Below are 25,370 nucleotides of genomic sequence, written 5' to 3' on the forward strand. Positions count from 1 at the left end.
CTGTCGGCCCAACGGTGCCCGGAGTGCGGTTCGGAGACGCAGACGAGACACGGAATCGAACGCTGTACTGACTGTACGTGGCGCGCGCCACAGGGGGCCGACTGAACGGAAAGACGCTGTCGGTACCGCAGACGCGACCCGTCGAACCGACACCACCGTGTCCGGAGTAAACCGGAGAGAAAGTTATCGAATTGAATAACGAGCGGCGGCGGCGTTACGGAGTTGACTCCGCGTACTGGTTGAGGAGTTTCGCCTCGGCCTTCCGGAGATGTTCGAGCAGCGTGGTTTTCGAGATGTCGAGTTCGTCGGCCAATTCCCGCGTCGTCGTCGCCCGCGGCCACGTGTAGTAGTCGCGTCGACAGGCCAGTTCGAACACCTCGCGCTGGCGGTTCGAGAGCTTGTCCAGTTGGTGCGAGACGTGGTTTTTCGCGCCGGCGACAGAAGTGACCTTGGTGACGATGATTTCGGCCTGATTCGCCGCCTCCAGCGAGTCGAGGCGTTCGCGGAGGTCGGCCCGGTCGGCGGTGTCGATGACCGGCCAGTACTCCCAGCCGTCGTCGACGCGGACGGGCGCGTCGTGGACGAAGCCGTGTGATAGAAGCGAGTCGGTCATGCTGTTTTCGGGGTCGTACTCGACCATCAACTCCCGCGTCGTGTTGCCGACGTTCGACGCGCCGTTGTCGAACTCGTGGCGGGGGCTCAACTCGGAGACGGAGTCAGTCAACCGCGACCGCTCGGTCGCGCGGACGAAGTCGTCGATGTCCTCGACCCGGTCGGCGTAGACCGTGAAGTGTCCCTTGACCGCGTCTTCGGGCGTGTTGTACACGGTGTGGGCGGTGACCCCGGCGTCGACATTCTCCGTCACTTCCAGCGTCCAGCAGTCCGGGTGCCAGACCTTGAGCGTGAGTCTGGTCGGGCCCGTGAGTTCGGAATTCGGTGCGCTAGCGTTCGACATACGAGATGGTTTCACTCCCGTACAGTATATATCCAACCGACCATGGGAGGTCGGCGTGTCGAGCGTGGTCACCGATATTCGTCGACGAGTTCAGACCGAGATGAGTATCAGATCCGAAAACAAACTAGTTGAGCGACCGCGGCGGCCCGCTGGACCGGCACCGACTCGTCGAGCGTCAGCAGGTCTGTGTTCCGGCGGAGGGAAGCGTTGATAACGACCGCTCGAATAGGGGCGAGTGAATGCCCGCAGACTCTTTAGAGACGTTACTGGACAATCCGGCGATGCGGGAGGCGGTCTCGGTCGTCGTCGAACGGTCGAAACGGGGGACCGAAGAGCTCCGCTGGTGCGACGTGAACGACGCGCTGTCGAGCGGTCAGTGGGGCCGCCTCATCGAGCGCGGCGTCCTGACCGACGCTGCCGCCGGCGGCTTCGTCCTGTCCGACCCGGACCGAATCGCCTCGAAACTGCAATCGCGCGACCCCGGCGTCGAGGGCGGGAGCGACGACGCCGACTCGTCGTGGTCTCGGTGGGACAGACTCGGCGCGCTCGGCGTCGTCGTCCTGTTCGCCGGCTACTGGAACGCCGGCGTTCGAAACGCGGTCGCCGGCATCGACAACGTCGTACTCGGGGCGCTGGCGCACTCGATACCGTTCTACGCCGTGGTCATCGTCCTCGCCGCGGCGACCGGCCTCTACTCGACCGTGATGCAGGACCGACTGAAGGACACGGAACTCCTCGAACGCCACCAAGCCCGGATGGACGACCTGAAGTCGCGCCGGGAGGCGGCGAAAGAGCGCGGCGACGACGACGCGCTCGAACGCATCGAGGCGGAGCAGATGGAGGCGATGGGCGACCAGTGGAGCGTGATGAAAGCGCAGTTCAGGCCGATGGTCTGGATAATGCTCGTCACCATCCCGGCGTTCCTCTGGATGCGCTGGAAGGTCCGCGGCGGCCACGTCGCCGCCGGCTCCGCGCACGTTATCCTCCCGCTCGTCGGCCGGGTGGGCTGGCAGGACGCCGTCTTCGGCCCCATGCCCGCGTGGATCGTCTGGTACTTCCTCTGTTCGTTCGCCGCCAGACAGCTCTGTCAGAAGCTCCTCGGAATCGACCCCTCCGGGACCGATCGCCCGGACTCGGAGTCCACGACCTCGTCCTGAGCGACGCGAAACCACCCCTCGAAGCGTGCGTCGCGGGGTCCTTGACAATCCCTAAGTGGTTTTCAAACCGGTTCGTATAAACCGACGCCGCGACGAGAGTTCGGCATGGACCGCGACGAACCCGAGCGGCGAGAGCCGAGCGACTCGCCCGCGACGACGACCGAACTCGACGAGACCGAACTCGAAGCGCTCGTCGAGTACGTCGGAAACGGGCGCGACCGCGGAGCGTTGAGCGGACGCCGCCACGTGAGTGAGTACCCCGACGGCGACGATGGAAACGGCGACGGCGAGTTCGGCGACCGCGACGGTGACGGGCTCGACCGCGAGGCGGCAATCGACCGGTTCCGCGGGCCGGACGAGGTGCTCACGCGAGTCGTGCCGCACGCGGGCTACCTCGAAATCCACAAGCGGACGCCGTGCGCCGAGGGCTGTGCGTCGTGCCCGCACGGGCCCGCCGTCTACCACGTCCGGTGGGAGCGCCACCCCGGCGGCGAGGACCGACTCCACTGGGTCCTCATCGGTCCCGAGGTCGGCGCGAACTGAGTTTCCGCCGACTCGTCGGTCGGCTCGGTGGTCGGCTCGGCGGTCGGCTCAGCGGTCTCCCGCCGCGGTGGGGGGCGCCGCCCGCGACTCCGACTGCGCCCCCTCGTCGCCTCGGCGACAGCGCATCGGCTCGACCGCCGACTCGATGGGGATGTCGTCGTAGGCGTCGAGCACGTCGCTCCGCGTGACGATGCCGACGACCGTCGCCCCGTCGACGACCGGGACGCGACCCACGTCGGCGGCTTCCATCGCGTCCACGACGTGGAGGAGGTTGCTGTTCGGCGTCGTCGTGACGACGGTCCGCGTGCCGACTTCCTCGACCGGCGGGTCCGCCGCCGGGTCGTCGTCGCCGTCGAGGGCCTCGATGTTCTCGGTCAGATACCCCTGAGCGTCGCTCTGGACGACGATACCGGCGAGCGACTCGTCCGCTTCGACGATGGGAAGCCCGCCGTGGTCGGTGTCGCGGAGCCGATTGACGGCCTCCGAAAGCGGCGTTCCGACTTTGACGGTGTCGACGGCGGTCGTCATCACGTCGGCGACGTGCACGTCCTCGATACTTCCGATGCGGCGCTCTTGGACCGTGTAGCCGAGGTCTCGGAGCTTCTGGGTGTAGATGGTACTGCCGTTGAGGAGGTAGCTCGCGATTTCGCTCCCGACGACGCTGACCATCAAAAGCGGGAGGATGATGGTGTACTGGCCGGTGAGTTCGAAGATGATGATGATGGCGGTGAGCGGCGCGCCGGCAGTCGCGGCGAAGATGCCGCCCATCCCGACCAGCGCGTACGCGCCCGAGGGGGCCGTCCCGGGGACGAGCGCGTGGACCGCGAGGCCGAACGCGCCGCCGACGGTGGCACCCACGAACAGCGACGGCGAGAACACACCGCCGGAACTCCCGCTCCCGACCGACATCGAGAAGCCGACCGCCTTGAGCACCGCCAGCGCGACGAGCGCGCCGAAGAGGAAGCCGCCGTCGATGCTCCGGTGGACGACGCCGTAGCCGACCCCGAGGAGGAGTCCGGCGGCCTCCCCCGGCGCGACGCCGAGGACGACGGTCCCGACAAGGACGCTCACGCCGAGCAGGAGTCCGCCCAGCGCGGGCTTGAGATAGTCCGGCGCGTCGAGGCGCTCGAAGAAGTGCTCGACGCCGTAGAGCAGTTTCACGAGGCCCGCGCCGACGAGGCCGACGACGGCCCCCAAAAGCAGGTAGATGGGGAGTTCGACCGCCGGCGTCACCAACTGGTAGGACGCCGGCACGAGGAACTCGCGGATGCCGGGCGTCGGCGAGAACTCCAGAATCGGGCGGGCGACCGCCGTCGCCGTCAGCGCGGCGAGGACCACCGTGATGACGTGGCCGAGGTAGTACTCCGCGAGGAGGATTTCGAGCGCGAACATGATGCCCCCGATGGGCGTGTTGAACGTGCCCGCGATGCCCGCGGCCGCCCCGGCCGCGACGAGCGTCCGCGTGTGCCGCGAGCGAACGAACCGGCCGAAAAAGGACCCGGCGGCGCTCCCGATTTGGATGATGGGCCCCTCGCGGCCGAGCGACGCCCCGCTCCCGATGGCAACGCTCGATGCGAGCGTCTTGTAGAGGGCGATTTTCGGGCTGATGCGGCCGCCGCGGTTCAGCATCGCGTCGAGGACGCTCGGCACGCCGTGGCCCTTGACCGCGTCGGTCGTGAGCAGGACGACGACGCCGACGAGGAGGCCGCCCAGCGCGGGGATGGCCGCGTAGCGGAGCGGCCCGAGCGGGGACAGGAGGTCGAAGGCGTTGGTCACGGGCACGAGCGCGAACGAGACGTTGCCCGGGTTGAGCGAGGTGCCGTAGAGCAGTTCTTGGACGACCCAGATACCGACGCGGAAGACGACGGCCCCGAGCCCGGCGACGACGCCGATGGCGACCGCCAGCACGTTCATCGCGATATCTTCGTACCGCGGTTCGACCTCCGCCGACCGTATCGCCCTACGAATCCGCTCGCGCAGGGTAGACTCGTCACTCGGGTTTTGGGGCATCCGAGTCACTCTTGCTCGATGGGGCGTTTGTCAGTTTCGTTTCGAACGCCGAACCGGCGAGCGGCCGCGAGGCGGGTCAGAGGGCGGCGCGCACGAGCGCGGCGTGCGTCGCGACGACACAGCCGCCCGCGACGACGCCGACCCACATCAGGAGGTGACCCGCACCGAGGTCGAACGACACGCCGACGAGCCACAGGCCGACGAGGGTACCCGCGGACTTCGTGGCGTAGGAGAGGCCGCCACGCGCCGCGAGCTGTAACAGGCCGGTGCAGGCGACGCCCAACAGGAGGACGCTGACGACGACGTCGTCGCCGACCTCCGCCGGGGGGCCGCGGAACACGACGGCCGCGACGGCGAGCGCCGCCGCCGACGCGAGGTCGACGCCGAGCGTCGTTCGAGCGAGCGAGCGTTCGACCGGCAATCGTGGCTGTGTACTCGTCATGGGTGTCGAGCGCGCACCCGCCGACGCGATGCCGAAACAAGGGGGAGTGCGCCGGATGGGGTATCGCGTTTCGAAGCGGTCAACGGTGGCGACACCGGGCAGGCTAAACCACCGAAGGGGCTGTCAGATCGAAGACGACGGATAGCAGTTAGCCGCTTCGTGGCCGTGAAACACGGCAATCGGTGGTTTGGCGTGGACGCTTATAGTCTTTTTCAAGGACTAATATTTCGAAACAGCCGACAACCACTTAGTGATTGCCAAACCGAAAACGACACCGCGGCTGCCCGACCACAGCACACCGATGAACCGCGCTTCCGTCGCCCGTGTCACTCGTCTCGTCACCGTAGTCGGGGCCGCCTTCGTCCTCGCCGGACTCGCCGTGCAGGTCACGACGCTTCGACTCGGAGTTCCGCACCTCCAGTGGGGGCTCCGAGCCGCGAGCGACGCCGAGGTGCTGGGCGTCGGCCTCTGGTGGGTCGCCGTCGCCACCCGCCTCGTCGGGCCGCGGCGCACCCAACGACGTGTCGGCCGGGAACGCGACCCGACGCGGCAGGCGGTGTACGTCACGCGCGGGCTGCTCGACGCGCTGTTGGGCCGGGCCGCGCGGGCCGAACCGAGCCGCGAATCGCTGTCGCTCGGCACGACCGCCGCGGGCGAGTTAGACGGGGCGGAGTCGCTCGACGCGACCCGACCGGTGTTCAGCCATTTCGTCCACCCGAGCGCCGGCGCGGCGGTCCGGGGCGTCTTCGGCGTCGACCTCTCGACCGCGCCGGGGCGGACGCCGGGGCAGTTCGTCTCGCACCCGTGGGGACCGCTGGCGGCGACGAAGCGCGACACGCTCCGCGAGGTCGTCCTCGTCGCGGTCCCGCCGTGGGACGACGACTGCGTGGCCGCGTTCGACCGTGCGGGGCGGCGGCGTCCGCTCCGCGTCGTCGACGCCGAACCGTGCGAGTCGTTCGACGAGGCGATTTCGGCGGCCGGTCCCGCGGCGTCTCCGCCGACCTCCTCGGCGGCGGACGGATAGTCACCGCATCGATACAGTTATACACGACGGCTGGCCACGACTGACTGAACCGCCGATTCGCGAGCACAGCGACGGCGTCCGGTGCGGCCCCCCGTTCTGACGCCGCTCGCGTAGTGACGACGTCGGTCGGCGCGACAGACCATGCAATCGCCAACAGCCACTCGCAATCGACCATGAGTTGGAAAGACACCGCAGCGCCAGTGCTGAGTCGGATGCCCGCCGTGGCCCGCCCGGAGAGTCACGTCCCGTTCCGCCGAAAGCTCGGCTGGACCGCCGGGATTCTCGTCCTGTACTTCTTCCTGACGAACGTCACGCTGTTCGGCGTCGGGACCGGGAGCCAGGACATCTTCGGACAGTTCCGCTCCATCCTCGGCGGGGGACAGGGAACCGTCCTCCAGTTGGGTATCGGTCCCATCGTCACCGCGAGCATCGTCCTCCAACTGCTGCAAGGCGGGGACTTGCTCGGCCTCGACACGGACGACCCGGGCGACCAAATCCTCTATCAGGGCCTCCAGAAACTGCTCGTCTTCGGGATGATCGCCCTCCAAGGCCTCCCCATCGTCTTCGCCGGGGGCTACCTCCCGGCCGACCCCGCGGTCGCGAGCGCTCTCGGCGTCGGCGCGGTCGGCGTGAAGTGGCTCATCTTCGCGCAGATATTCGCCGGCGGCGCGCTCGTGTTGTTCATGGACGAGGTCGTCAGCAAGTGGGGCGTCGGCTCCGGCGTCGGCCTGTTCATCATCGCCGGCGTCAGCCAGCGTCTCGTCGGCGGCCTCTTTGCCGACCCCGCCATCGGCGCGTCGACGACCGGCATCGTCTCCGAGTGGGCCCACGTCCTCGCCGGAACCGAGACGGTCCCGTCGCTCGCGACGGCGAGCGGGGTACAGGCGCTCCTGTTCGGCGTGGGGGGCGTCGTCCCGCTCGTCACGACGCTGCTCATCTTCGGTATCGTCGTCTACGCCGAGAGCGTCCGCGTCGAAATTCCGCTCTCGCACGCCCGCGTCAAGGGCGCTCGCGGTCGCTTCCCGGTGAAGCTCATCTACGCGAGCGTCCTGCCGATGATTTTCGTCCGCGCTCTGCAAGCGAACGTCCAGTTCGTCGGGCGCATCCTCAACAGCCAGTGGGCCGGCATGCCCGCGTGGCTCGGTCAGTACACGAGCGGGCAGGTCACCGGCGGCCTGTTCTACTACCTGAACCCGATTCACGCGCCCAGCCAGTGGATGTGGTGGCTCGGGTCGGCGTCCCAGGAGCCGTGGCAGATTCTCGTCCGCGTCGCCATCGACCTGACGCTGATGCTCGTCGGCGGGGCTATCTTCTCCATCTTCTGGGTCGAGACCGCCGACATGGGCCCGGAGGCGACCGCGCGGCAGATTCAGAACTCCGGGATGCAGATTCCCGGCTTCCGCCGCAACCCGCAGGTGATAGAGCGGGTCATGGAGCGGTACATCCCGCAGGTGACGGTCGTCGGCGGCGTCCTCGTCGGCCTGCTCGCCGTCATGGCGAACATGCTCGGCACCATCGGCGGCGTCTCGGGGACCTCGCTCCTCCTCACGGTCTCCATCACGTACAAGCTGTACGAGGAAATCGCGGAGGAACAGCTCATGGAGATGCACCCGATGATGCGGACGATGTTCGGCGGGTAGCGCGCCGGAACGCACCCGGTCGAAAAATACCCGCATTCTGCGGGTGAGAACCCGGCGACGGCGGCTCGAACGCGGCCCGTCGCCCATCGGGCTTTTTCTATCCGGCCTTCGAGGGTTCACCTGATGGCCGACACGCAATCGACCGCGGGGAGCGGCGACGCTCCCCCTGAGGAGTCGGTGGAAACGGAGCTCTCGCGCGACATGAGTCTCGCCGACATCACGTTCATCGGCGTCGGCGCGATGATTGGCGCGGGCGTCTTCGCGCTGACCGGATTCGCGGCGGGGCTGGCCGGCCCGGCGCTCACGGTGGCGTTCGTACTCAACGGGCTGGTGGCGATGTTCACCGCCGTCTCCTACGCCGAACTCGGGGCGGCGTTCCCCGAGGCCGGCGGCGGCTACCTCTGGGTGAAAGAGGCGCTGGCCGACCCCAACGGCTTCTACGCCGGGTGGATGAGCTGGTTCGCCCACGCCGTCGCGTGCGCGCTCTACGCCGTGACGTTCGGCGTCTTCCTCACCGAGTTCTTCGTGGTGTTCGCCGGCCTGCCGGACGGGTTCGTCCTGTTCGGACTCGTCGACCGCCTGCTCGTCGAGAAACTGCTCGCGGTCGTGATGGTGCTCGCGGTCGCCTACATCAACTACCGCGGGGCCGAGGAGACGGGGAAGGCGGGCGTCGTCGTCACGACCATCAAGATACTCATCCTCGGTGTCTTCGTGGCCTTCGGCATCCTCGCGACGGTGCGCGAGCCGAACTGGACGGCGACGTTCTTCGACAGTCCGTCGTTCGCGCCCAACGGCCTCGTCGGCGTCATCGGCGCGATGGGCTTCACGTACATCGCCTTCGAGGGCTACGAGATAATCGTCCAGTCGGGCGAGGAGGTCGTCGACCCCGGCACCAACGTCCCGAAGGCGGTGTTCTACTCGATGGCAATCGTGGTCCCCATCTACGTCCTCGTCGCCTTCGCGGCCATCGGCGGCATCGACGTGACCGCCGAACTCGCGGGGCGCGCGGGGCTCACGACCGCCGCGCCGACGTGGCAGGTCCTCGGGAACCTCGGTGAACTCGGCATCATCGAGGCCGCCGGACAGTTCGTCCCGTACGGCGTCCCGCTCCTCCTGTTCGCCGGGCTCGCGGCGACGATGAGCGCGCTCAACGCGACCATCTACTCCTCGTCGCGGGTGTCGTTCGCCATGGGCCGCGACCGCGTCCTTCCGGGCTTCTTCGGGCGCATCCACGACGACAAGCGGACGCCCCACTGGGCAATCGGTCTCTCGGCGGTCCTCATCGGGCTCATGGCCGTGTTGCTCCCCATCGAGAGCGTCGCGGCCGCCGCCGACATCATGTTCATCTTCCTGTTCATCCAGGTGAACTGGACCGTCGTCAAGATGCGGGCGACCCACCCCGACCTCCCGCGGACGTACGAGATACCGTACATGCCGTGGCCCCCGCTCGTCGGCATCGTTCTCCAGTTCATCCTGACGCCGTTTTTGCTCCTCGAACTCGGGCTGACGCCGGGACTCGGCGCGGGCTCCGAGGGCTTCGTCGCGCTCGTGACCACGGCCGTCTGGATGGCGCTCGGACTCGTCGTGTACTACGGCTACTCCGAGGGCAAGGTGGCCGAAAAGCTCGAAGCAGAGACCCCGACCGTCGTGACCGAGCGCGCCCCCGAGCGGCGCGAGTCGCAGGTGCTCGTCCCGATTGCCAACCCGGAGAACGCGGCGCAGTTGATGCGGACCGCCATCGACGTGGCGCGCGACCGCGACGCCGAGATTCTCGTGATGAGCGCCGTCGAAGTGCCGTCGCAGACGCCGATTTCGGAGGGGCGGCGGTTCGTCGACGAGAAGCGCGAGACCATCGCCGCCGTGATGGAGCTGGCGACCGACGCCGGCGTACCCGTCGGCGGGACCGTCAGACTGGGCCACGACGCCGGAACGGCCATCCTCAACACAATCGAGGAACACGACAGCGACGCGGTGTTGATGGGCTGGCGCGGCCGGGGTCGCCGCCGCGACTACATCCTCGGGAGCAACGTCGACGAGGTCGTGACCAAGGCCCCCTGCGACGTGCTCGTCGAGCGCATCGGCCCGACGGACGGCGAGGTGGATTCGATTCTCCTGTCGACCGCGGGTGGCCCGCACGCCGAACTCGCCGCCGAGGTGTGCCGCGCCATCGCGCGGACCAACGACGCCACGGTGCACGTCATGAACGTCGTCGCGGCCGACGCCGGCGAGCGCGACCGCGAGGACGCCCAGCGCCGGGTGAATTCGACGGCCGCGGCGCTCGGTGACGACGAGTTGGTGACGACCTCGGTCCGCGAGGGCGACGACGTGGCGGCGACCATCGTCGCCGCGACCGAGGCGTTCGACCTGACGGTCATCGGGGCGACCAGAGAGGGGCTGCTCCAACAGCTCGTCTTCGGCGCGATTCCGGAGACGGTCGGCCGCGACGCCGCGAGCACGGTCATCATGGCGAAGCGCGACCTCGGCATCATCTCGTGGGTGACGCGGTGGTTCAAGCGCCGCCGCGACGACTACCACGTCCCGAACAGTGGCGGCGAGTGAGCGGCCTCACTCACGCCACGGAAGCAGTCGCGCCGAGAGCGCGAACAGCGCGACGGTGAAGCCACAGAGGACAGCGAGGTCGAAGACGGCGGTCAGGAGTTCGCCGCCGGCGACCGCGGCGCGAACGCCGCGCGCGAAGTAGGTGAGCGGGAGCGCGTCGATAACCGGGCGGAGCGCCGCTGGGAGTCTGGACGCGGGGACGAACGTGTCCGCGAGGAGGACCATCGGGATGCCGACGGCGTTGCTGGCGGCGATGACGCCGTCTTCGGAGTCCGCGAGCGAGCCGACGAGGGAGCCGAGCCCGCAGAACAGGGCGATGCCGACGACGAGAAAGGCGACGACCAGCGCGTCGCCGCCGAGCGAGGGGGCCGCGCCGAGGTCGCCGACGGCGGCGAGGACGCCGACGAGCAGGACGCTCGCGAGGCCGATGAGCGCGACGTTCACGGCCGCGTGCGCGGAGAGCCACTCCAGACGCGAAAGCGGCGTCGTCGCCAGCTTCTCGAAGCGGCGGGACGCCCGGTTTCGCGCGACGGTGCTTCCGACCCGCGACAGTGGCGTCAACACGACGACGACGCCGAGATACGCGGGCAGATAGTAGGTGTCCGAGCGGGAGAACAGACCGCCGGTCGCGCCGGTCTTGACGAGGACGCCGAAGATGAGGACGATGAAGACGGGAAAGAAGAACGTGAAGAAGACGGCCGTCCGCCGCCGGAGAAACGCGCGCGTCTCGGCGACGGCCTCCGCGCGGACCCGGCGGGTCGCCCCGGCGAGAGCGCGCGACCGACCGCCGTCGCCCGTCTGTTTCGTCTCGGCCGCCGGGGACGTCTCGTCCGTTCCGCCCGCCTCCGTCGCGCTCATCGCGTCACCCCCGCGTCGCCAGCGACGCCCGCCGGACCGGCGCTCGCGATGCAGTCGTGGCCGCGCTCGCTGGCGAGGTTGAGATACACGTCCTCCAGCGTCGGGTGGACGAGACTCACTTCCTCGTAGGCGATATCGGCCGCGTCGAGATGGTCGAGCATCGCGGTCAGGTCATCGGGACCGGCGTCGAAAAAGCGGTACTCGTAGTCGCCGTACCGGCGGCCGTCGAGGGGCGTCGCGTCGAGGTCGAGCGCGCGCGGGCACTCGGTCCGGACCGCGAGTCGGGTCTCGCCGCCGAAGCGCTCGACGAGGTCCCGGGGCGGACCGACGCGGACGAGTTCGCCGTCGGTGAGAAGCCCGACGCGGTCGGCGAGGCGCTCGGCTTCGGCCATGTAGTGCGTCGTGAGCACGACGGCGGTCCCGTCGTCGGCCAGCGAGTCGACGAGGTCCCACACGTCGCGGCGACCAGCGGGGTCGATACCGGTGGTCGGCTCGTCCAGAAACAGGAGTTCGGGGTCGTTGACGAGCGCCGCGCCGACGCAGACGCGGCGCTGTTGACCCCCCGAGAGGTCGGTGTAGGCCGTCGCCGCGTCCTCGTCGTCGAGGCCGACTCGGTCGAGCACCTCGTCGACCGGTCGCGGGTCGGGGTAGAGCCCGGCGTAGTAGGAGACGAGTTCGCGGCCCGTGAGTCGCCGGTGGGGTGAGAACTCCTGCGGGAGCACGCTCAGCCGCGAGCGGTCGACCGCGGTCGGCGACTCGCCGAACACCCGAACCGAACCCTCGGTCGGGATTCGCGTCCCAGTCAGCAGGCCGAGGAGCGTCGATTTCCCGGCCCCGTTCGGGCCGATGAGACCGAACACCTCGCCCTCGTGAACGTCGAGCGACACGTCCCGAACCGCGACGGTGTCGCCGTACTGCTTCCTCACGGCTGTCGCCGTGACCGCCGGGCGCGTCGACTCGGCGGCCGTGTGTCCAGACATAGCTCGTGTTCGAGTCGATATTGACAACGGCTTAGTCCTTGTCAAATCGGCTGGGGACGTGTCGGTGACACAAGTATATCAACCGTCGGGGCGACCGTAGCGTATACAATGCCGAATCGGCGACACCGGCGGACGGCCCCGACGCGCCGCGAGTTACTCTCGGTGACCGACGAGTTATCGCTCGCGCGGAAGGGAGAACGCATCCTCGAACGACGACGCGACAGTCTCGTTTTCGTCCTTCTCGACCTGTTAGACCGGTGGACGGAACTGCGCCGCGAGACCGACGAGGCGTTCCGCGACGCGGCTGAGCTCCACGTCTGGGGCGCAGAGCGGGAGGGCGAAATCGCGCTTCGCGCGCTCTCGGAGGCGCGGAGCTCTCACACGGAGCTCATCGTCTCCGAGACGAAGCTCGTCGGGCTGACCGTCCCGTTCTTTCTGAGCACGTCGGCGCGGCGGTCGCTCGACGGGCGGGGGTACGGCGTCCTCGGCACGAGCGCGCTCGACGACGAGCTCGTCGGGTCCTACGAGTCGGTCGTGGAGGACGTCGTCAGGCTGGCGGAGATGCGGGCGGTCCTCCTGCGGCTCCTCGCGGAGATTCGACGGCTCCGGCTCCGCGTCAACTACCTCACCCAGCGGCTCATCCCGGAGTTGGAGGTGGAAAAACGGTATATCCGCCGATACCTCGACGAGCGCGAACAGGAAGAGCGCTTCCGACAGTTCCGGACCAAACAGCGCAACGAGCGACGGCAAGCCGAGCGACGGGAGGCAGAGCGACGAGAAGCAGAACAGCAGGAAGCAGAACAGCAGGAAGCCGAGCAACAAGAAAACGAGCGGGGGGTGGAGACGCGACGAGCCGACGGCGGCGACCGCGACTGAGACGAGGTCACCCGCCAAGCGTAGTCTTATTACCGTCGCGCCACCAGTTCCGTGCAACGAGACAATGTGCAAGGTCGACGTGGCAATCGAACGGTACGGACTCGCCGCGCCGACCGGCAGGTACGACTCCGTCGACGACTATCTGCTGGCGCGGTGGACCGGGGCCGACGGCGGCGAAAGCGAGGGGTACAAGTCGCTCACGGCGTGGTTCAACAAGCGACTGCTCGCGCGCGTCTACGAGCGGAACGGTCGCGACGTGACCGACGTGCGCCTCGACGCGGAGTACGAGGCCCTCGTCGGTGACGACGAACTCGACTACGGCGACGTGGCCGCGGACCTCGCCACCGACGACATCGACGCCGACGAGGTGACGGGCGCGATGGCGTCGTGGAGCACGATGCGACGCCACCTCAACGACTGCCTCGACGGCGAGAAACCGACCGTCGAGGCGTCCTCGGACTGGGAGCGAAACAGCGTCGACATCGCGCGCGAGACGGTCGCAGAGAAGGCCGAGTCGGCGCTCGCGTCGCTGGGGAAGAAAGGGCGACTCGCCGGGGCCGAGGACGCCGGCGTCGACGTGCAGGTGAAGGTGTCCTGCGCGGAGTGCCCGACGCGGGTCCCGCTCGAAGACGCGCTCGACCGCGGGTTCGTCTGTCAGGAGCACCACGCCGGTGCCGACGAGATGGCCGAGGAGGCCGTCCGCGAGACCGGCGTCGCGCCCGACGGCGGGGCCGACTCGGGCGGGCGGCTCCGGGCGGTGCTCCCCATCGGCGCGCTCTCCAGCGCCGGCCTCGCGCTCAGCGAGTACACCGGGACGGCGCTCGAACTCGTCGCGGCCGCCGGAATGGCATGAGCTGGCACCTCGACGTGGAGCACGTCGCCGGGATTCGACGCGGGAGCGCGACGCTCGAACCGGGGTTGAACGCCGTCCGCGCGAGCAACTGGCAGGGGAAATCGAGCTTTCTCGCCGCGATAGCGACCGTCCTCGGGACGGCGTCGCCGCTGACCGAAGGCGCGACCGAGGGGCGCGTCTCGCTTTCGACCGACGACGGGGAGTACGCGGTCGAGTTGACCCGAGACGGAAGGAACGTCCGGACGACCGGCGAGCCGTATCTGTCCGCCGAGGCCGACCGCGTCTGCGCCGACCTGTTCGCGTTCCTCGGCGAGGAAAACGAGATTCGGCGGGCCGTCCGCGAGGGAGACGACCTCGAACCCCTCCTCACGCGACCGCTCGATTTCGAGGATATCGACGCGAACATCGCCGAGGCGCGCCGCGAGCGCGACCGCGTGGACGAGGCGCTCTCGGAGGCCGAAGACGCGGCCGACCGCCTGCCGACGCTGGCCGGGCGGGTGTCGGAACTCGAAGCCGAGGTCGAGGAGTTAGAGGCGAAGCGCGCGGCGGCCGACGCCGCCGGCGGAGACGAGACGCGCGAGGCGCTCAGCGACGCCCGCGCGGAGCGCTCCCGCGTCCAGAGCCGCATCGACCGACTCGAATCGACCGCCGAGCGGGTCCGAGAACAACTCGACGCGCGCAACGAGGAACTCGACGGACTCGACGTGGAAGACGACGAGGAACTGGCGCGCGAACTCGACGCGGCGAAGCGGGAACTCAACCGGCAGGAACGCGATATCGAGCTTCTTCGGGGCGTCTACGACGCGAACCGCCGCGTCGTGGCCGAAGACCGGACCGAACTGCTGACCGACGTGACCCACGGCGTCGTCGACGACGAACTCGCGTGTTGGGTCTGCGGTGCCGAGACGGACGCCTCGTCGGTGACCGAGCGGCTCGACGACCTCGCCGAGCGTATCGAACGCCGAACCACGGCGGCCGAAGCCAGCCGAGAGCGCGTCGAGGAACTCACCGAGCGCGTCGAGTCGCGCGAGAAGCGACGCCGACGCGAACGGGAACTTCAGACCGAACTCCGAGAGCTCCGCGAGCGCCGGTCGGACCTCGAACGCCGCCTCGACGACGCGCGCGAACGCGACGCCGAACTCGCCGAGCGTATCGACGACCTCCGCGAGCAAATCGAATCAGATTCCGAACAGATAACCGATATCGAAAGCGAACTGAAGTACGCGAACGCGCGTCTCGACGACGCGAAGTCGGAACTCGAATCGGCTGAATCGGAGGCCGAAAAGCTCGAATCACTGCGTTCACAGCGACAGTCGCTGACCGAAGAGATAACCCGTCTCCGGCGGCGAAAACAAGAGATAAAGAAAGAGACACGAGACGCGTTCGACGACGCGATTCGCGAAATCGTCCCGCTGTTCGAGACGGGGTTCGAGAGCGCGCGGTTGACGAGCGAGTTCGACCTCGTCGTCGCCCGCGACGGCCGCGAGGCGTCGCTGGGCGCGCTCAGCGAGGGCGAGGTCGAACTCCTCGGGCTGGCGACGGCGCTCGCGGGGTACCAGGCGTTCGACGTGGCCGAGCGCGTGCCGGTCATGCTCGTGGACCGCCTCGGCGGCATCGCCGACGAGAACCTCGGTCGGCTGACCGAGTATCTCTCCGGGACGGCGACGTATCTCGTGATGACGGCGTATCCAGAGCACAGCGCCGTCGAGGGGAACGATATCGACCCCTCGGAGTGGTCTGTCGTCTCGGACTCGGCCGCCACACGGGGAGCCGAATAAAGCCCGCGACGGGTCAGCGGTCGTATTCGGAACCCGTGTGTCTCACTCCAGCGTGAGCGAAAAGCCCCACGTCGCCTCCTGTCTCTCGCCGTCGGACCCAGAAAGCCCGCCAGTAGCGAAGTCGGCCTCGAAGCGAAACTCGCCGACCGGGAGACAGCTCGCTTCGTCGCCCTCGGACTGGGCGACGCCGTAGAGGTCCACCAGTTCCGACCGCGACTCGCCGGGTTCGAGCGAGAGAATCCGGTACTCCTCGGTCACGGCGATGTGGTCTTCGAGCCGCCAACAGCCCGCCTCGGCGGGGTACTCTCCGTCCGCGGGGAGGAAGATGAGGTCGTTCGTCGCGTCCGAGACGTACTGGAAGAAGACCGTTCTGCCCTCGCCGACCTCGACCGTCTCGTCGCCGGTGTTCGTCAGCGTGATTCGGACCTGCGGCGGGTGCTCGTCGGTCGCGAGGTCCTCGGTTATCTCGACTTCGTGCTCGACCGGCACGTCGGGCGCGTCGTCGACGCTGACCAGTGAGATGCCGGGACCGCCGGACGGACGAGTGCCGCCGGTTCCGTCGTCGGTGCCGTTTCCGTCCGGAAGGTCGTCTGTCGTGTCCGTCGGCTCGTCGGTCGTGGGGTCGTCAGTCGGCGTGTCCGTCTGTTCGTCGTCAGTCGTCGCGCCGTCGTCCGACCCTCCGTTGCCGACACAGCCGGCGAGGAGGCCGAACGAGAGGAGGGCGGTCGAACCGAGGACGGTGCGTCGTGTCAGGGACATACCCAGTAGTCGTCGCGGACGGGAATAACCCTACGCGAGAGTCAAATCGCGATTTGAGTCACGGGGCGGCGTCGCGGTGGCGGCGGTAGTGCTCCCACTCCGCGTCGGTGCCGTAGTGGACGACCAAGTCGGTCGCGGTCTGCTCAGCGACGCCCGACGCCCGCGTGAGCGCGGCGGTGTTCCGTTCGAGCACCGCGGCCGCGACGGCGTCCGCGCTCCCGAAGTGGTCGAAGAGCGCCCTCGAGACGCGGTCGCCGGCGTTCGGGACCGGCGCGCAGGCCGTCCGGATGCGCGCCCGCTCGGCCCGGTCGTCCACGCGCTCGACCCACGTCTGCGTCCACGCGGCGACCGCCTCGCGCTCGGCGTCGGACGACGGCGGCTCGAACTCGCGGACCGAGTCGTCGACGACGCCGCCGAACCGGGCCGACACGGAGAGGCCGTCCGGATGCGGGAGGACGTGCACGCCCGGCGAGTCGCCGGAGTCGATACCGACGAGCACCGCGGGGACGGCCTTCTCGAAGCGGAGCGCGAAGTTCGCCGGCCGCGGCTCGCCGGGCGGGTAGATGACCCACTCGTCGCTCGGCAGTTCGACGCGCTCCGGAAGCCAGCCGAGCGCGTCGCTCTCGGCCGGGGTGGCGTCGTCAGTCGCCGGGTCTGTGTCGCGTGTCACGTCGGTCCCTCGGTCCGGGGCGTCGGCAATCGACGCCCCGACGTTCGTCGGGTTGAGGGTCCGACGGAGAACTGATAAGACACGCGGTTGTGACTGACGCGCGACGCGGAGTGTCGCTCCCGACGACAGCTCACGACCAGACCCAGACCGCGATTACTCACACCCGGTCGCTCAAGTATGTCGAGCACGAACGCGTCTCTATGCCCGTCGTAGAAGTCAATCTCCCGGACGAACTGCTCGTCGAGTTCGAACAGCTCGTCGACGAAGAGTTCATCAGCGAAGAACAGGCCGTCGAGGAACTCCTCTCGATGGGAATGGACGCCTACGGTGCCCCCGTCGACGACGAGGACGGCGTCCAGTCCGACTTCGTCCAGAGCGCCCAGAACAACCTCTTCGACACCGCCGGCGACCCCGGCGGCCTCGACGACGACGTGCTCTGAGGCGGCGGTCAGCCCGCGCCATCTGAGTCGTCGCCTCGCGCGGCACCGCGCCGAACTGCTAACTGTTCTTTGTCTTTCGGTCGAGAGCGACTGCCTCGCCAACTCGGTCGGTTCGTCCCGGGGCGACAGTTTCGCCAGTCCCCCGGTATGCTGTGGATAACCGACCCGAAACCGTCGGATTGCTCGACTTTCACGAATCGAATCCGGTTCGTCGCGTCCGAATCCACAGTTCGGTCGCAGGTGCGGCGCTCGCGCAGCGGCGCGGTCCGACCCCGTCGCGGACGGCCGCCCGCGTTCCGACCACCGAGTCGACCGGGGCGAATCGGCTCCCGTCTCCCACCTCGAATCCGTTAGCCGACCCATACTAATTCCGTCACCGCGCGACGGTTCAGGCATGTCCAAACGCGCGCACGCCCGAGAATCGGTACTCGTTCCATCGGGCAACTACACCTGCGTCCGGTCGCTCGGCGAGCGGGGCGTCCACACGGTCATGGCCTCCGAACACGACGACACGCCGGCGGCCTCGTCTCGCTTCTGCGACGAACTCGTCCGCATCCCCACGCCGAAAGACGACCTCGTGGCCTACAAAGACGCCCTCGTCGGTATCGCCGCCCGACCGGACGTGAAGACCGTCATCCCGACGCGGCCGGAAGACGGCTACGTCTTCTCGAAGTACCGCGACGAGTTCGAGCAGTACGTGGACCTCGTCGTCCCCGACTTCGAGACGCTCCGCCGGGTCCACGACCGAAAGCTCCTCTACGAGGCCGCCGTCGAGGCCGGCGTCCCCATGCCGCGGACCCGCCTGTTCAGCGAAATCGAGTCGTTCGACGAGCCCTCGATTATCAAGCCGCGGTACAACGTCGTCGCCGGCGAGTACGTCGAGGGCTACGACCCCCACGAGTACGACATCGTCAAGAGCGTCCGCCACGTCCGGCCCGGCGACCGACCCGACGCCGACGAGATATACGCCGAGATGAAACACGACCCCATCGTACAGGACTACGTCCCGACCGAGGACAAGTACATGTTCGCGGCGCTGTACGACCACGGCGAACCGCTGGCGACGTTCCAGCACCTCCAGATTCGCGGGGACTCCTACACCGGCGGCGGCGGCGTCTACCGGACCTCGGTGTACGACCCCGAACTCGAAGCCGTCGCGCGGAAGCTCCTCGGACACATCGAGTGGCACGGCCTCGCGTGCATCGAGTACCTCAAGGACGCCGAGACGGGCGAGTTCAAACTCATCGAAATCAACCCCCGGATGTGGCAGTCGCTCCCCTCGACCGTCCGGGCCGGGGCCGACTTCCCGTACTACTACTGGTTGCAGGCGACCGGGCAGAAACACCGCATCGAACCGGGCTACGAACTCGGCGTCGGCACCCACTACCTCTGGGGCGAACTCGGCTACGTGATGAGCGTCCGCCGCGACGACTCGCCGCTCGTCGAGCGCCCGTCGTTCGTCAAGACCGTCTGGGAGGTCGCCGCCTCAATCTACCGCGAACCGAGATTCGACCTCGCGCGCCTCGACGACCCGGTTCCCTTCGCCCGCTACGTGCACCACGCGCTGTTCAACCGGGGCGGCGACGAAGCCGACGAGGAATCGACCGCCGACCACGACCGCGGGGGCGACGAATCGGAAGAGCCGAGGACCGGTATCACGCTGACGCCGGGACTCAACTTCAGAGGTCGCTGAGTCGGCCGGGCGTCGTGGCGTCGCCGCTCGCCGTGGCGCTGTGGAACGCCGCGGAGCGCGGTTAGCGGTCGGACCTCGTCAGGAGCGCGCCTTCGCACGCTCGTGATACCATCCGCCGAACGCGCCGAGCGGAACGACCAACCAACCGGCAGCGATAACGGCGAAAACCACGCTCACTGGTAGCAGGAGCGCGGTGAAGACGACGGCCTCCCGTAGAACCATCTCACCGCGGGTGACGTTCGAGACGCCGACGAGGAACGCAGGCCCGAACCCGCCCGTGACAAGACTTCCGAGTGCAGTCAGCCCGCCGAAAAGCGCACCGTAGCGTTGGCGGTCGTCGTCGGGTCGCAACCGTCGCCAGAGTAGCGTGCCCACGATAAACGAGGTCGGTATCGCTACCGGGACGGCCAGCAGTCCGAGGCCGAAGACGAACCCGAGCGTCCCGTTCATCGCGCCGACGAGGGTCAGCAGCCCCGCAGCACCGAACCGGAGGGTGATTGCCAACAGCCCGGTGGCAGCCATCGCTATCCCGCCGCCGATGTCGTTTCGTCCGGCGTACGGGAGCCGTCCGGGACCGTACCGATGACAGAGCCGAACCATAGGTCGAACTGCGTCGCGCGTCCGGATAAATGTTAGTTTGGATACAGTTGTCGGTTTGCAGCGGAACCGAGCCGGAGTTGCTCTGTCGGCGCTCGCCGTGGCGCTGTTAAACCGACCGGTGACCCGGTTCGATGCGGTCGACGAGTCCGTCGAAATCCGTGTCGAAACTCAACACGGCGTCGATGCCACGCGACTCACACAGCGCGACGATGGTCGCATCGGTGAAGCTGAGGTCGTGATCCTCGTATCGACGGAGCGTCTCCAGCGACGCCCGGACGTCGTCCGGTTCGACGTGAATCATCCGGAACACGTTCGGGAACGGCTCCTCACCGAGAATGCGACCGGCGACGGTGTCCGCCGCCTCGAACGAATCCGTTCGGGCGCGCGTGAGCGTCACCGTCTCGTCGAGAACGTAGTCGTTCGTGTACGGCTGTCCGAACTCCCCGTCGAACAGGTCGTCGAACGCGCTGACGGCTTGGTCGTGTCGGTCGGCATCCGTATCGTGGTGCGCGAAGAACACGCCGGTATCGACGAAGACGCTCATCCGTACAGCACGTCGTCGATGTCTTCTTCCGTCGTCGTGACGCCGGACGAAACCATCCCGTCGTGGAACCGCTCGCGCTCGGATGCCGAAAGCGGGACGCGCTCCTCGCGGAACGAGTCGATGAGGTCCGCCTTGGACTCGACGGCGTTCTCGACGAGCCGCGCCAAGACCTCCTGCTGCGTCACTCGCGTCCCGGTTTTCAGCCGAATCTCGGCCTGTAACCGTTCGAGACGGGATTTCGTCTCGTCGTCCATCTTCACCGACGTGGCCATGTTCGCCGGTAGAACATACTACTGGGTAAGGTTTGCTACTGTGCTGACCAGTGTGGGACGGGCCGGGCCACATGCGATAGCCAGTATCCAGCCACGGCCGGCTGCCGACAACTGAGGACGCAGACAGTGCCTTCTCAGCGCCCGACGCTCACTCGTCGCGGAACGCGCAGGTCGCGGTGTAGGTCACGTCGTCGAGCGCGAGTTCGACGCCGCGGGTCCGCGTCGGCGGGCCGCTGACGTTGATGCTGGAGTGCTCGATAGCGCAACCGGACGCGCGGTTGACGAGCACGCCGCCGACCCGGCCGTTCGGCAGGTAGATACAGCTATCGACGATGCGGGAGCCGTTTCGGTTCTCGTCGACGACGACCGCAGAGCCGTAGGGCTGACTCTCGCACGCCCCCGAGATGGTGACGTTTTCGAGGTTCACGCCCCACGGCTCCCGCGCGATATCGGTGTCGACCGGCCCCGCGTAGATGGTCTGGACGCCGGTGTCGTTGATGATGCGGCAGTTACGCATCGTGAAACCGCCGTGGCTCCCGTAGGTCGGAACGGTGATGATGCCCGGCGAGGACGGACTCGACCGGTAGACGAAGTCGCAGTCCTCGATGAGAACGCCCGTGTAGCCGTGGCCGGTGGAGTCGATGCGGAGCCCCTCGGGGCTGTCGAGTCGGTCCCCCTCGCGAGCGTGTTCGTTGAGGTTGTCGGCGTCGACGATGACGGTCGCGCCCTTAATCCACGAGGTCTTTTCGGGGTGGTCGCCCGCGGAGATGCGCATGTTGGTGTTGTCGTTGTTCTTGAACAGGCCGCCCTCGACGCGGAGGACGCCGCGGGTGTGAGTCGCGCGGAACGACGACGACCCGCGCTGTTCGATGTGGCAGTCGATCATCCTGACCTCACCGACCGACCGCTCGGTGATGCGAATCCCGGCGACGCCGTTCGGATAGCCGGGGAGCGCCGCGCCCTCGCGCATGTAGACGCGCCGGATGACGTTGACGCCCTCGACCGAGGTGCAGTCGAACAGCAGTAGTTGGTCGCGCGCGTGGCTGTCGGTGGGAGTGCGGCCGAGCCACTCGACGTCCTCGATGAGCGCGCCGTCGTCGTTGGCGAGCCAGATGTCGGCACTCGTGGTGTCGTCGTCGGTCTGCTGGATGGAGAAGTTCTTCAGGACGTGGTCCGTCCCGCTGGTGATGCGGAGCATCCGGAACCGCTCGCCGGGGTCCGCCGGCGGGAAGACGAACTGCACGTCCTTGTGCGAGTCGCCGAGGCCGACGAGCCGGAAGTTCGAGACGCCGCGGTCCCAGTCGTGCTCGCGGGTGATGAGATAGTCGCCCGGCGGGAACTCGATGGCCGTGTCGTCGCCGTACGTCTCGTCGAGGATGTCGTCGACCGGCTCTTGCCCCGTCGGGTCCATCCCGAGGTCGTCGACCGCGTCGAAGACGGTGAGTTCCGGCTCCGGCGTGGGCGTCTCCTCGGTCGGCCTCGGCGTCTCGGTCGGCGTCTCCTCGTCCGGCGTGTTACAGCCGGCGAGCGCGGCCCCGACGCCGACCGCGCCGAGCGTCCGCAGATAGGTTCTGCGCTTCACCGGCGGAGAACCTCCGTGCGCTCGCGGCGTTCCGGGCGACTATCCGGCGTCCGTGCAGCGGCGTCGAGTCGTCTCGAAGGGCGAGATGAAAGCGGGAGAGAGAGGGACCAACATCGGTTGCACATGTTTCCCGTCAGTTGGACGGGGAAGGTGATTGGTAAACGGTGTGTAACCGCGGCTGACGGCGCGAGGAGCGCGGAATCAAGGCTCGTCGGTGGCGGCGAATCCGGTGAAGGAGACGTACGAAAACCCGGGACAGAACCGGCGTCGCCGCAGTGTTCGACGCGTTCAGTCCGGTGCGACCGAGATTACGAGTCGCATTACTATCCACTCGTGGCGACAGTTATCCGTATGAATCTGTCACGGCGTTCATATCTCGGACTGGGCGCCGCCGTGCTCAGCGGCTGTGTCGCGAGGGGTGGAGAACCGGCCGGAACGCCCGAGGCGACCGCGACCAGCGAGCCGCCAGTTCCGACCCCACGCTTCAGCTACGACGACCCGAGCGTCGACGCGCCGGGAGACCCGCCTGCGGTCGCGTTCAACAGCCGCGAGCGGTTCAGAGACGCCGGATGGCTCGTCGACGACTTCGAGGACGAGCGCCGGTGGGAGACGTTCGCGGGGCGGTTCGCCGTCGAGGAGGACGTCGTCTACTGCGGGTCTCAGTCGCTCCGGCTCGAAGCGACGCCGGCCGACGAACGGGTGTGGATTTACCGGACGTTCGACGGCGGTATCGACCTCTCCGGGGCGGACCTCTCGCTGGCGGTCAACCTCGAAACGCCCGACACCGAGGGCATCACGGTTCGCCTCGCCGCGCCCGACTACGACAACACGCTGCTTCTCGGCCGGCACATCTGGCGGGCGGGCTGGCAGCGCCTCGACCTCGGGCCGCGGCGCGTCACCGGGTCGCCGGACCTGACGAACGTCACCGAGATAAGCATCCAACTGTACACCGGCGGCGGCACGGCGGCGCGGTTCTACGTCGACTCGCTCCGGGCCAAACCCCGGGCCGACGCGGGTAAGGTGATGATTACGTTCGACGACAACACCCGGAGCCAGTACGACACGGCGTACCCGATACTGGAGTCCCACGGCTTTCCCGGCGTCGTCGGCGTCATCCCGTGGACCGTGGGGTCGAGCCACCGCATCCCCCGGGACGGGATGGACGAGATGGTCGACGCCGGTTGGGACATGGTGAGCCACCCCCAGCGGTCGGACTCGTTCCGCGACCTCTCGCCGGTCGACCAGCGCGCGAGCATCAGGGAGTCGAAGGCGTGGCTCGTCGAAAACGGGTTCGAGCGCGGGGCCGACTTCATCATCTGGCCGTACGGCCGGTACGACGAGTCGGCGCTCGACGCCGCGAGCGACTACCACTACCTCGGTTTCGTGACGGTCGGCGGGCCGACCGGCGCGATATCCGACCCGCAAATCGTCGGCCGGACCGACGGCGACGACGTGAAGAAGGCGAAGCAGGCGCTCGATTTCGCCGCCCAGTACGACCAACTCGCGGTGCTCATGTACCACGACGTGACCGGGAAGGGGCGCTCCGTCAGCCCGGCGGCGTTCGCCGAGACGATGGACTACGTGGACGAACTCGGGCTGGACGTGATCACGGCGTCGAGCTACTGGGAGTCGGTCCGAGACGCCGTCTGACGCGGCGACTCGCTCGGAACGGAACCCCGCCCGGCACGCCGGCCCTGCGGGCGACATACCGATTTTCATGACAGTCTCGAATAACTTGATTCGAAGGTAGTCAGTCACGTTTCGAAGAACGTTAGACACCCGCACAAACCGTCTGAAACGCCTGAAATTCGCGTTTACGTACGTGTTGCTGACGACTAACAAAGACCCGAACCGCCCAATCTGCGGGTCGAAGTATCGATGTTCCTACGCACTCTCCAGCTCGATTCGTCGCCGCGGGGACGACGCCCCCGACGCGGTGGGCCGGCGGCCGCGCGGCGTTCACCACAGCGGACCCACGCGAGGGACGATGTATCGCGGTAACGCCGTGGGCGTCGTCGTCCCCGCGTACGACGAGGCGCGGTTCGTCGGCGGCGTCATCGACACGCTCCCCGCGTTCGTCGACCGCGCCTACGTCGTCGACGACCGCTCGACCGACGGGACGTGGGAGGTGATTCGGCGGCACGCCGCGCGCGCGAACGAACGGGAGGCCGCGCCCGTCGTCGCCGCGGCCGACGGCGGCGCGCCTCTCGACCGGCGCGTCGTCCCGATTCGACACGCGGTCAACCGCGGGCGCGGCGCGGCCGTCAAGACCGGCTACGAGCGCGCGCTCGCCGACGGCATGGACGTTATCGTCGTGATGGACGGCGACGGCCAGATGGACCCGGACATCATGCCCGCCATCATCGACCCCGTCGTCGACGGGGACGCCGACTACGCCGTCGGTGACCGGCTCGCGGCTCGGGACAGCCGCCGGGGGATGCCCCCGTGGCGGCTGTTCGGCAACCTCCTGTTGTCCGGGCTGACCCGCATCGCCAGCGGCTACTGGCACATCCGCGACCCGCAGAACGGCTACACGGCCGTCTCGGCGGACGCGCTCTCGGAGTTGGAGTTCGACCGGCTGTACGACCAGTACGGCTTCCTGAACGACCTGCTCGTGAACCTGAACGTCGCGGGAAAACGCGTCGCGACCGTGCCGATGCGCGCCCGCTACGGCGACGAGGAAAGCGGCATCAGGTACTCGACGTTCGTCCCCGGACTGTCGTGCCTCCTGCTCAGAGACTTCCTCTGGCGGCTCCGGGTTCGGTACCTCGACGGCGGCGTTCACCCGGTGGCGGTCCTCTACGCGCTCGGCGTCGTGGGCGTCCTCGCCGGCGTGCTCCGACTGGTCGGCGGCGTCGCGTCGAAGGACCGCGACGGTGCGGGGCGAGCGACCCTCGCCGGGGTCATCGGGGGGGTTGCGTCCCTGGGCGCCGCGATGCTCCTCGACAGCCGCGCGAACGAACCGCTTCGAATCGCGGCGGCACCGTCCGCGTCGTTCGAGCGGGACGAGCCGAGCGACTCGCAGTCGTCTCGCGTCGGCGGCGACGACGAGAGCGACCGACGGGGAGACAGCGAGAGCGAGAGCGAGACCGACGGTGTCGCAGACCGCGAGGTAATCGGGGGTTAGTCACCTCG

Annotated in this window: 23 protein-coding genes; 12 read left to right on the plus strand and 11 right to left on the minus strand. The window is 68.1% G+C overall.

Features of this window, described 5'->3' with window-relative positions:
* Nucleotides 1-214: 214 nt before the first annotated feature.
* Nucleotides 215-955, minus strand: coding sequence for a helix-turn-helix domain-containing protein (locus HVO_RS02615; protein ID WP_004043095.1), 741 nt, complete (start codon nt 953-955; stop codon nt 215-217).
* A gap of 239 nt (nt 956-1,194) precedes the next feature.
* On the opposite strand from HVO_RS02615, the gene HVO_RS02620 reads away from it, so the two are divergent.
* Both HVO_RS02620 and HVO_RS02625 read left to right on the plus strand, forming a co-directional pair.
* Nucleotides 1,195-2,112 carry a DUF106 domain-containing protein gene (locus HVO_RS02620; protein ID WP_013035010.1) on the plus strand — a complete coding sequence of 306 codons (918 nt, stop codon included), beginning with the start codon at nt 1,195-1,197 and terminating at the stop codon, nt 2,110-2,112.
* A 105-nt stretch (nt 2,113-2,217) separates the two neighbouring features.
* Nucleotides 2,218-2,655, plus strand: a complete 438-nt coding sequence (locus HVO_RS02625; protein ID WP_004043097.1) for a hypothetical protein — start codon at nt 2,218-2,220, stop codon at nt 2,653-2,655.
* A gap of 48 nt (nt 2,656-2,703) precedes the next feature.
* Here HVO_RS02625 and HVO_RS02630 read toward each other — a convergent pair whose 3' ends face one another.
* Together HVO_RS02630 and HVO_RS02635 are read right to left on the minus strand one after the other, a co-directional pair.
* Nucleotides 2,704-4,665, minus strand: coding sequence for a chloride channel protein (locus HVO_RS02630; RefSeq protein WP_004043098.1), 1,962 nt, complete (start codon nt 4,663-4,665; stop codon nt 2,704-2,706).
* Between the two features lie 76 nt (nt 4,666-4,741).
* Nucleotides 4,742-5,107, minus strand: a complete 366-nt coding sequence (locus HVO_RS02635; protein WP_013035086.1) for a hypothetical protein — start codon at nt 5,105-5,107, stop codon at nt 4,742-4,744.
* Nucleotides 5,108-5,408: 301 nt separating this feature from the next.
* Here HVO_RS02635 and HVO_RS19630 point away from each other — a divergent pair, with 301 nt between their 5' ends.
* From HVO_RS19630 to HVO_RS02650, 3 genes are all read left to right on the plus strand, one after another.
* Nucleotides 5,409-6,131, plus strand: a complete 723-nt coding sequence (locus tag HVO_RS19630; RefSeq protein WP_004043100.1) for a hypothetical protein — start codon at nt 5,409-5,411, stop codon at nt 6,129-6,131.
* A 173-nt stretch (nt 6,132-6,304) separates the two neighbouring features.
* Complete coding sequence (gene secY, locus HVO_RS02645) at nt 6,305-7,771, plus strand: preprotein translocase subunit SecY (RefSeq protein WP_004043101.1); 1,467 nt, start codon at nt 6,305-6,307, stop codon at nt 7,769-7,771.
* Between the two features lie 123 nt (nt 7,772-7,894).
* Nucleotides 7,895-10,330: an amino acid permease gene (locus HVO_RS02650; protein ID WP_004043102.1), complete on the plus strand. Its 2,436-nt coding sequence runs from the start codon at nt 7,895-7,897 to the stop codon at nt 10,328-10,330.
* Between the two features lie 6 nt (nt 10,331-10,336).
* Here HVO_RS02650 and HVO_RS02655 read toward each other — a convergent pair whose 3' ends face one another.
* Together HVO_RS02655 and HVO_RS02660 are read right to left on the minus strand one after the other, a co-directional pair.
* Entirely contained in the window at nt 10,337-11,188 is an 852-nt protein-coding gene (locus HVO_RS02655) for an ABC transporter permease (RefSeq protein WP_004043103.1), read from the minus strand.
* The gene (locus HVO_RS02660; protein ID WP_004043104.1) at nt 11,185-12,168 is read right to left on the minus strand and encodes an ABC transporter ATP-binding protein; all 984 of its coding nucleotides are present in this window, start codon (nt 12,166-12,168) and stop codon (nt 11,185-11,187) included. The genes HVO_RS02655 and HVO_RS02660 overlap by 4 nt, the downstream gene beginning before the upstream one ends.
* A gap of 108 nt (nt 12,169-12,276) precedes the next feature.
* Here HVO_RS02660 and HVO_RS02665 point away from each other — a divergent pair, with 108 nt between their 5' ends.
* From HVO_RS02665 to HVO_RS02675, 3 genes are all read left to right on the plus strand, one after another.
* Nucleotides 12,277-13,044, plus strand: a complete 768-nt coding sequence (locus HVO_RS02665; protein WP_004043105.1) for a V-type ATP synthase subunit D — start codon at nt 12,277-12,279, stop codon at nt 13,042-13,044.
* Nucleotides 13,045-13,108: 64 nt separating this feature from the next.
* The gene (gene rdfA / locus HVO_RS02670; RefSeq protein ID WP_004043106.1) at nt 13,109-13,897 is read left to right on the plus strand and encodes a rod-determining factor RdfA; all 789 of its coding nucleotides are present in this window, start codon (nt 13,109-13,111) and stop codon (nt 13,895-13,897) included.
* Nucleotides 13,894-15,675, plus strand: coding sequence for an archaea-specific SMC-related protein (locus HVO_RS02675; RefSeq protein ID WP_004043107.1), 1,782 nt, complete (start codon nt 13,894-13,896; stop codon nt 15,673-15,675). Before rdfA ends, HVO_RS02675 begins: the two co-directional genes overlap by 4 nt.
* 42 nt (nt 15,676-15,717) lie before the next feature.
* Here the strand turns inward: HVO_RS02675 and HVO_RS02680 are convergent, their stop codons facing one another.
* Together HVO_RS02680 and HVO_RS02685 are read right to left on the minus strand one after the other, a co-directional pair.
* Nucleotides 15,718-16,434: a hypothetical protein gene (locus HVO_RS02680; protein WP_004043108.1), complete on the minus strand. Its 717-nt coding sequence runs from the start codon at nt 16,432-16,434 to the stop codon at nt 15,718-15,720.
* Between the two features lie 58 nt (nt 16,435-16,492).
* A complete protein-coding gene (locus tag HVO_RS02685) occupies nt 16,493-17,104 on the minus strand; it encodes a hypothetical protein (RefSeq protein WP_004043109.1) in 612 nt (203 codons plus the stop codon).
* A 200-nt stretch (nt 17,105-17,304) separates the two neighbouring features.
* On the opposite strand from HVO_RS02685, the gene HVO_RS02690 reads away from it, so the two are divergent.
* Together HVO_RS02690 and HVO_RS02695 are read left to right on the plus strand one after the other, a co-directional pair.
* Entirely contained in the window at nt 17,305-17,544 is a 240-nt protein-coding gene (locus HVO_RS02690; protein WP_004978002.1) for a DUF7120 family protein, read from the plus strand.
* Between the two features lie 394 nt (nt 17,545-17,938).
* Nucleotides 17,939-19,237 (plus strand): carboxylate--amine ligase, encoded by a 1,299-nt coding sequence (locus HVO_RS02695; RefSeq protein ID WP_004043111.1) that lies wholly within the window; start codon nt 17,939-17,941, stop codon nt 19,235-19,237.
* Between the two features lie 78 nt (nt 19,238-19,315).
* Here the strand turns inward: HVO_RS02695 and HVO_RS02700 are convergent, their stop codons facing one another.
* The 4 genes from HVO_RS02700 to HVO_RS02715 all read right to left on the minus strand — a co-directional run bounded on the left by HVO_RS02700 (nt 19,316) and on the right by HVO_RS02715 (nt 22,235).
* Nucleotides 19,316-19,759 (minus strand): hypothetical protein, encoded by a 444-nt coding sequence (locus tag HVO_RS02700; protein ID WP_004043112.1) that lies wholly within the window; start codon nt 19,757-19,759, stop codon nt 19,316-19,318.
* 184 nt (nt 19,760-19,943) lie between these two features.
* Nucleotides 19,944-20,381, minus strand: coding sequence for a type II toxin-antitoxin system VapC family toxin (locus tag HVO_RS02705; protein WP_004043113.1), 438 nt, complete (start codon nt 20,379-20,381; stop codon nt 19,944-19,946).
* Nucleotides 20,378-20,653, minus strand: coding sequence for a hypothetical protein (locus HVO_RS02710; protein ID WP_004043114.1), 276 nt, complete (start codon nt 20,651-20,653; stop codon nt 20,378-20,380). The genes HVO_RS02705 and HVO_RS02710 overlap by 4 nt, the downstream gene beginning before the upstream one ends.
* A gap of 148 nt (nt 20,654-20,801) precedes the next feature.
* On the minus strand, nt 20,802-22,235 hold the full coding sequence (locus tag HVO_RS02715; protein ID WP_013035192.1) for a twin-arginine translocation signal domain-containing protein: 1,434 nt from the start codon (nt 22,233-22,235) through the stop codon (nt 20,802-20,804).
* A gap of 393 nt (nt 22,236-22,628) precedes the next feature.
* Between HVO_RS02715 and HVO_RS02720 the strand changes: the two genes are divergently transcribed.
* Both HVO_RS02720 and HVO_RS02725 read left to right on the plus strand, forming a co-directional pair.
* A complete protein-coding gene (locus HVO_RS02720) occupies nt 22,629-23,885 on the plus strand; it encodes a polysaccharide deacetylase family protein (RefSeq protein ID WP_004043116.1) in 1,257 nt (418 codons plus the stop codon).
* Nucleotides 23,886-24,222: 337 nt separating this feature from the next.
* Nucleotides 24,223-25,362, plus strand: a complete 1,140-nt coding sequence (locus HVO_RS02725; protein ID WP_013035111.1) for a glycosyltransferase family 2 protein — start codon at nt 24,223-24,225, stop codon at nt 25,360-25,362.
* Nucleotides 25,363-25,370 lie beyond the last annotated feature (8 nt).

The organism is Haloferax volcanii DS2, assembly GCF_000025685.1.
Lineage (GTDB): Archaea > Halobacteriota > Halobacteria > Halobacteriales > Haloferacaceae > Haloferax > Haloferax volcanii.

What these genes read in the sequence shown, in the direction of transcription:
- HVO_RS02615 (WP_004043095.1), bottom strand. Translation starts at nt 955, where the DNA reads ATGTCGAACGCTAGCGCACCGAATTCCGAACTCACGGGCCCGACCAGA.
- HVO_RS02655 (WP_004043103.1), bottom strand. Translation starts at nt 11,188, where the DNA reads ATGAGCGCGACGGAGGCGGGCGGAACGGACGAGACGTCCCCGGCGGCC.
- HVO_RS02680 (WP_004043108.1), bottom strand. Translation starts at nt 16,434, where the DNA reads ATGTCCCTGACACGACGCACCGTCCTCGGTTCGACCGCCCTCCTCTCG.
- HVO_RS02635 (WP_013035086.1), bottom strand. Translation starts at nt 5,107, where the DNA reads ATGACGAGTACACAGCCACGATTGCCGGTCGAACGCTCGCTCGCTCGA.
- rdfA (WP_004043106.1), top strand. Translation starts at nt 13,109, where the DNA reads ATGTGCAAGGTCGACGTGGCAATCGAACGGTACGGACTCGCCGCGCCG.
- HVO_RS02675 (WP_004043107.1), top strand. Translation starts at nt 13,894, where the DNA reads ATGAGCTGGCACCTCGACGTGGAGCACGTCGCCGGGATTCGACGCGGG.
- HVO_RS02650 (WP_004043102.1), top strand. Translation starts at nt 7,895, where the DNA reads ATGGCCGACACGCAATCGACCGCGGGGAGCGGCGACGCTCCCCCTGAG.
- HVO_RS02700 (WP_004043112.1), bottom strand. Translation starts at nt 19,759, where the DNA reads ATGGCTGCCACCGGGCTGTTGGCAATCACCCTCCGGTTCGGTGCTGCG.
- HVO_RS02665 (WP_004043105.1), top strand. Translation starts at nt 12,277, where the DNA reads ATGCCGAATCGGCGACACCGGCGGACGGCCCCGACGCGCCGCGAGTTA.
- HVO_RS02705 (WP_004043113.1), bottom strand. Translation starts at nt 20,381, where the DNA reads ATGAGCGTCTTCGTCGATACCGGCGTGTTCTTCGCGCACCACGATACG.
- HVO_RS02710 (WP_004043114.1), bottom strand. Translation starts at nt 20,653, where the DNA reads ATGGCCACGTCGGTGAAGATGGACGACGAGACGAAATCCCGTCTCGAA.
- HVO_RS02630 (WP_004043098.1), bottom strand. Translation starts at nt 4,665, where the DNA reads ATGCCCCAAAACCCGAGTGACGAGTCTACCCTGCGCGAGCGGATTCGT.
- HVO_RS02620 (WP_013035010.1), top strand. Translation starts at nt 1,195, where the DNA reads ATGCCCGCAGACTCTTTAGAGACGTTACTGGACAATCCGGCGATGCGG.
- HVO_RS02660 (WP_004043104.1), bottom strand. Translation starts at nt 12,168, where the DNA reads ATGTCTGGACACACGGCCGCCGAGTCGACGCGCCCGGCGGTCACGGCG.
- HVO_RS02625 (WP_004043097.1), top strand. Translation starts at nt 2,218, where the DNA reads ATGGACCGCGACGAACCCGAGCGGCGAGAGCCGAGCGACTCGCCCGCG.
- HVO_RS02695 (WP_004043111.1), top strand. Translation starts at nt 17,939, where the DNA reads ATGTCCAAACGCGCGCACGCCCGAGAATCGGTACTCGTTCCATCGGGC.
- HVO_RS02725 (WP_013035111.1), top strand. Translation starts at nt 24,223, where the DNA reads ATGTATCGCGGTAACGCCGTGGGCGTCGTCGTCCCCGCGTACGACGAG.
- HVO_RS02690 (WP_004978002.1), top strand. Translation starts at nt 17,305, where the DNA reads ATGCCCGTCGTAGAAGTCAATCTCCCGGACGAACTGCTCGTCGAGTTC.
- secY (WP_004043101.1), top strand. Translation starts at nt 6,305, where the DNA reads ATGAGTTGGAAAGACACCGCAGCGCCAGTGCTGAGTCGGATGCCCGCC.
- HVO_RS19630 (WP_004043100.1), top strand. Translation starts at nt 5,409, where the DNA reads ATGAACCGCGCTTCCGTCGCCCGTGTCACTCGTCTCGTCACCGTAGTC.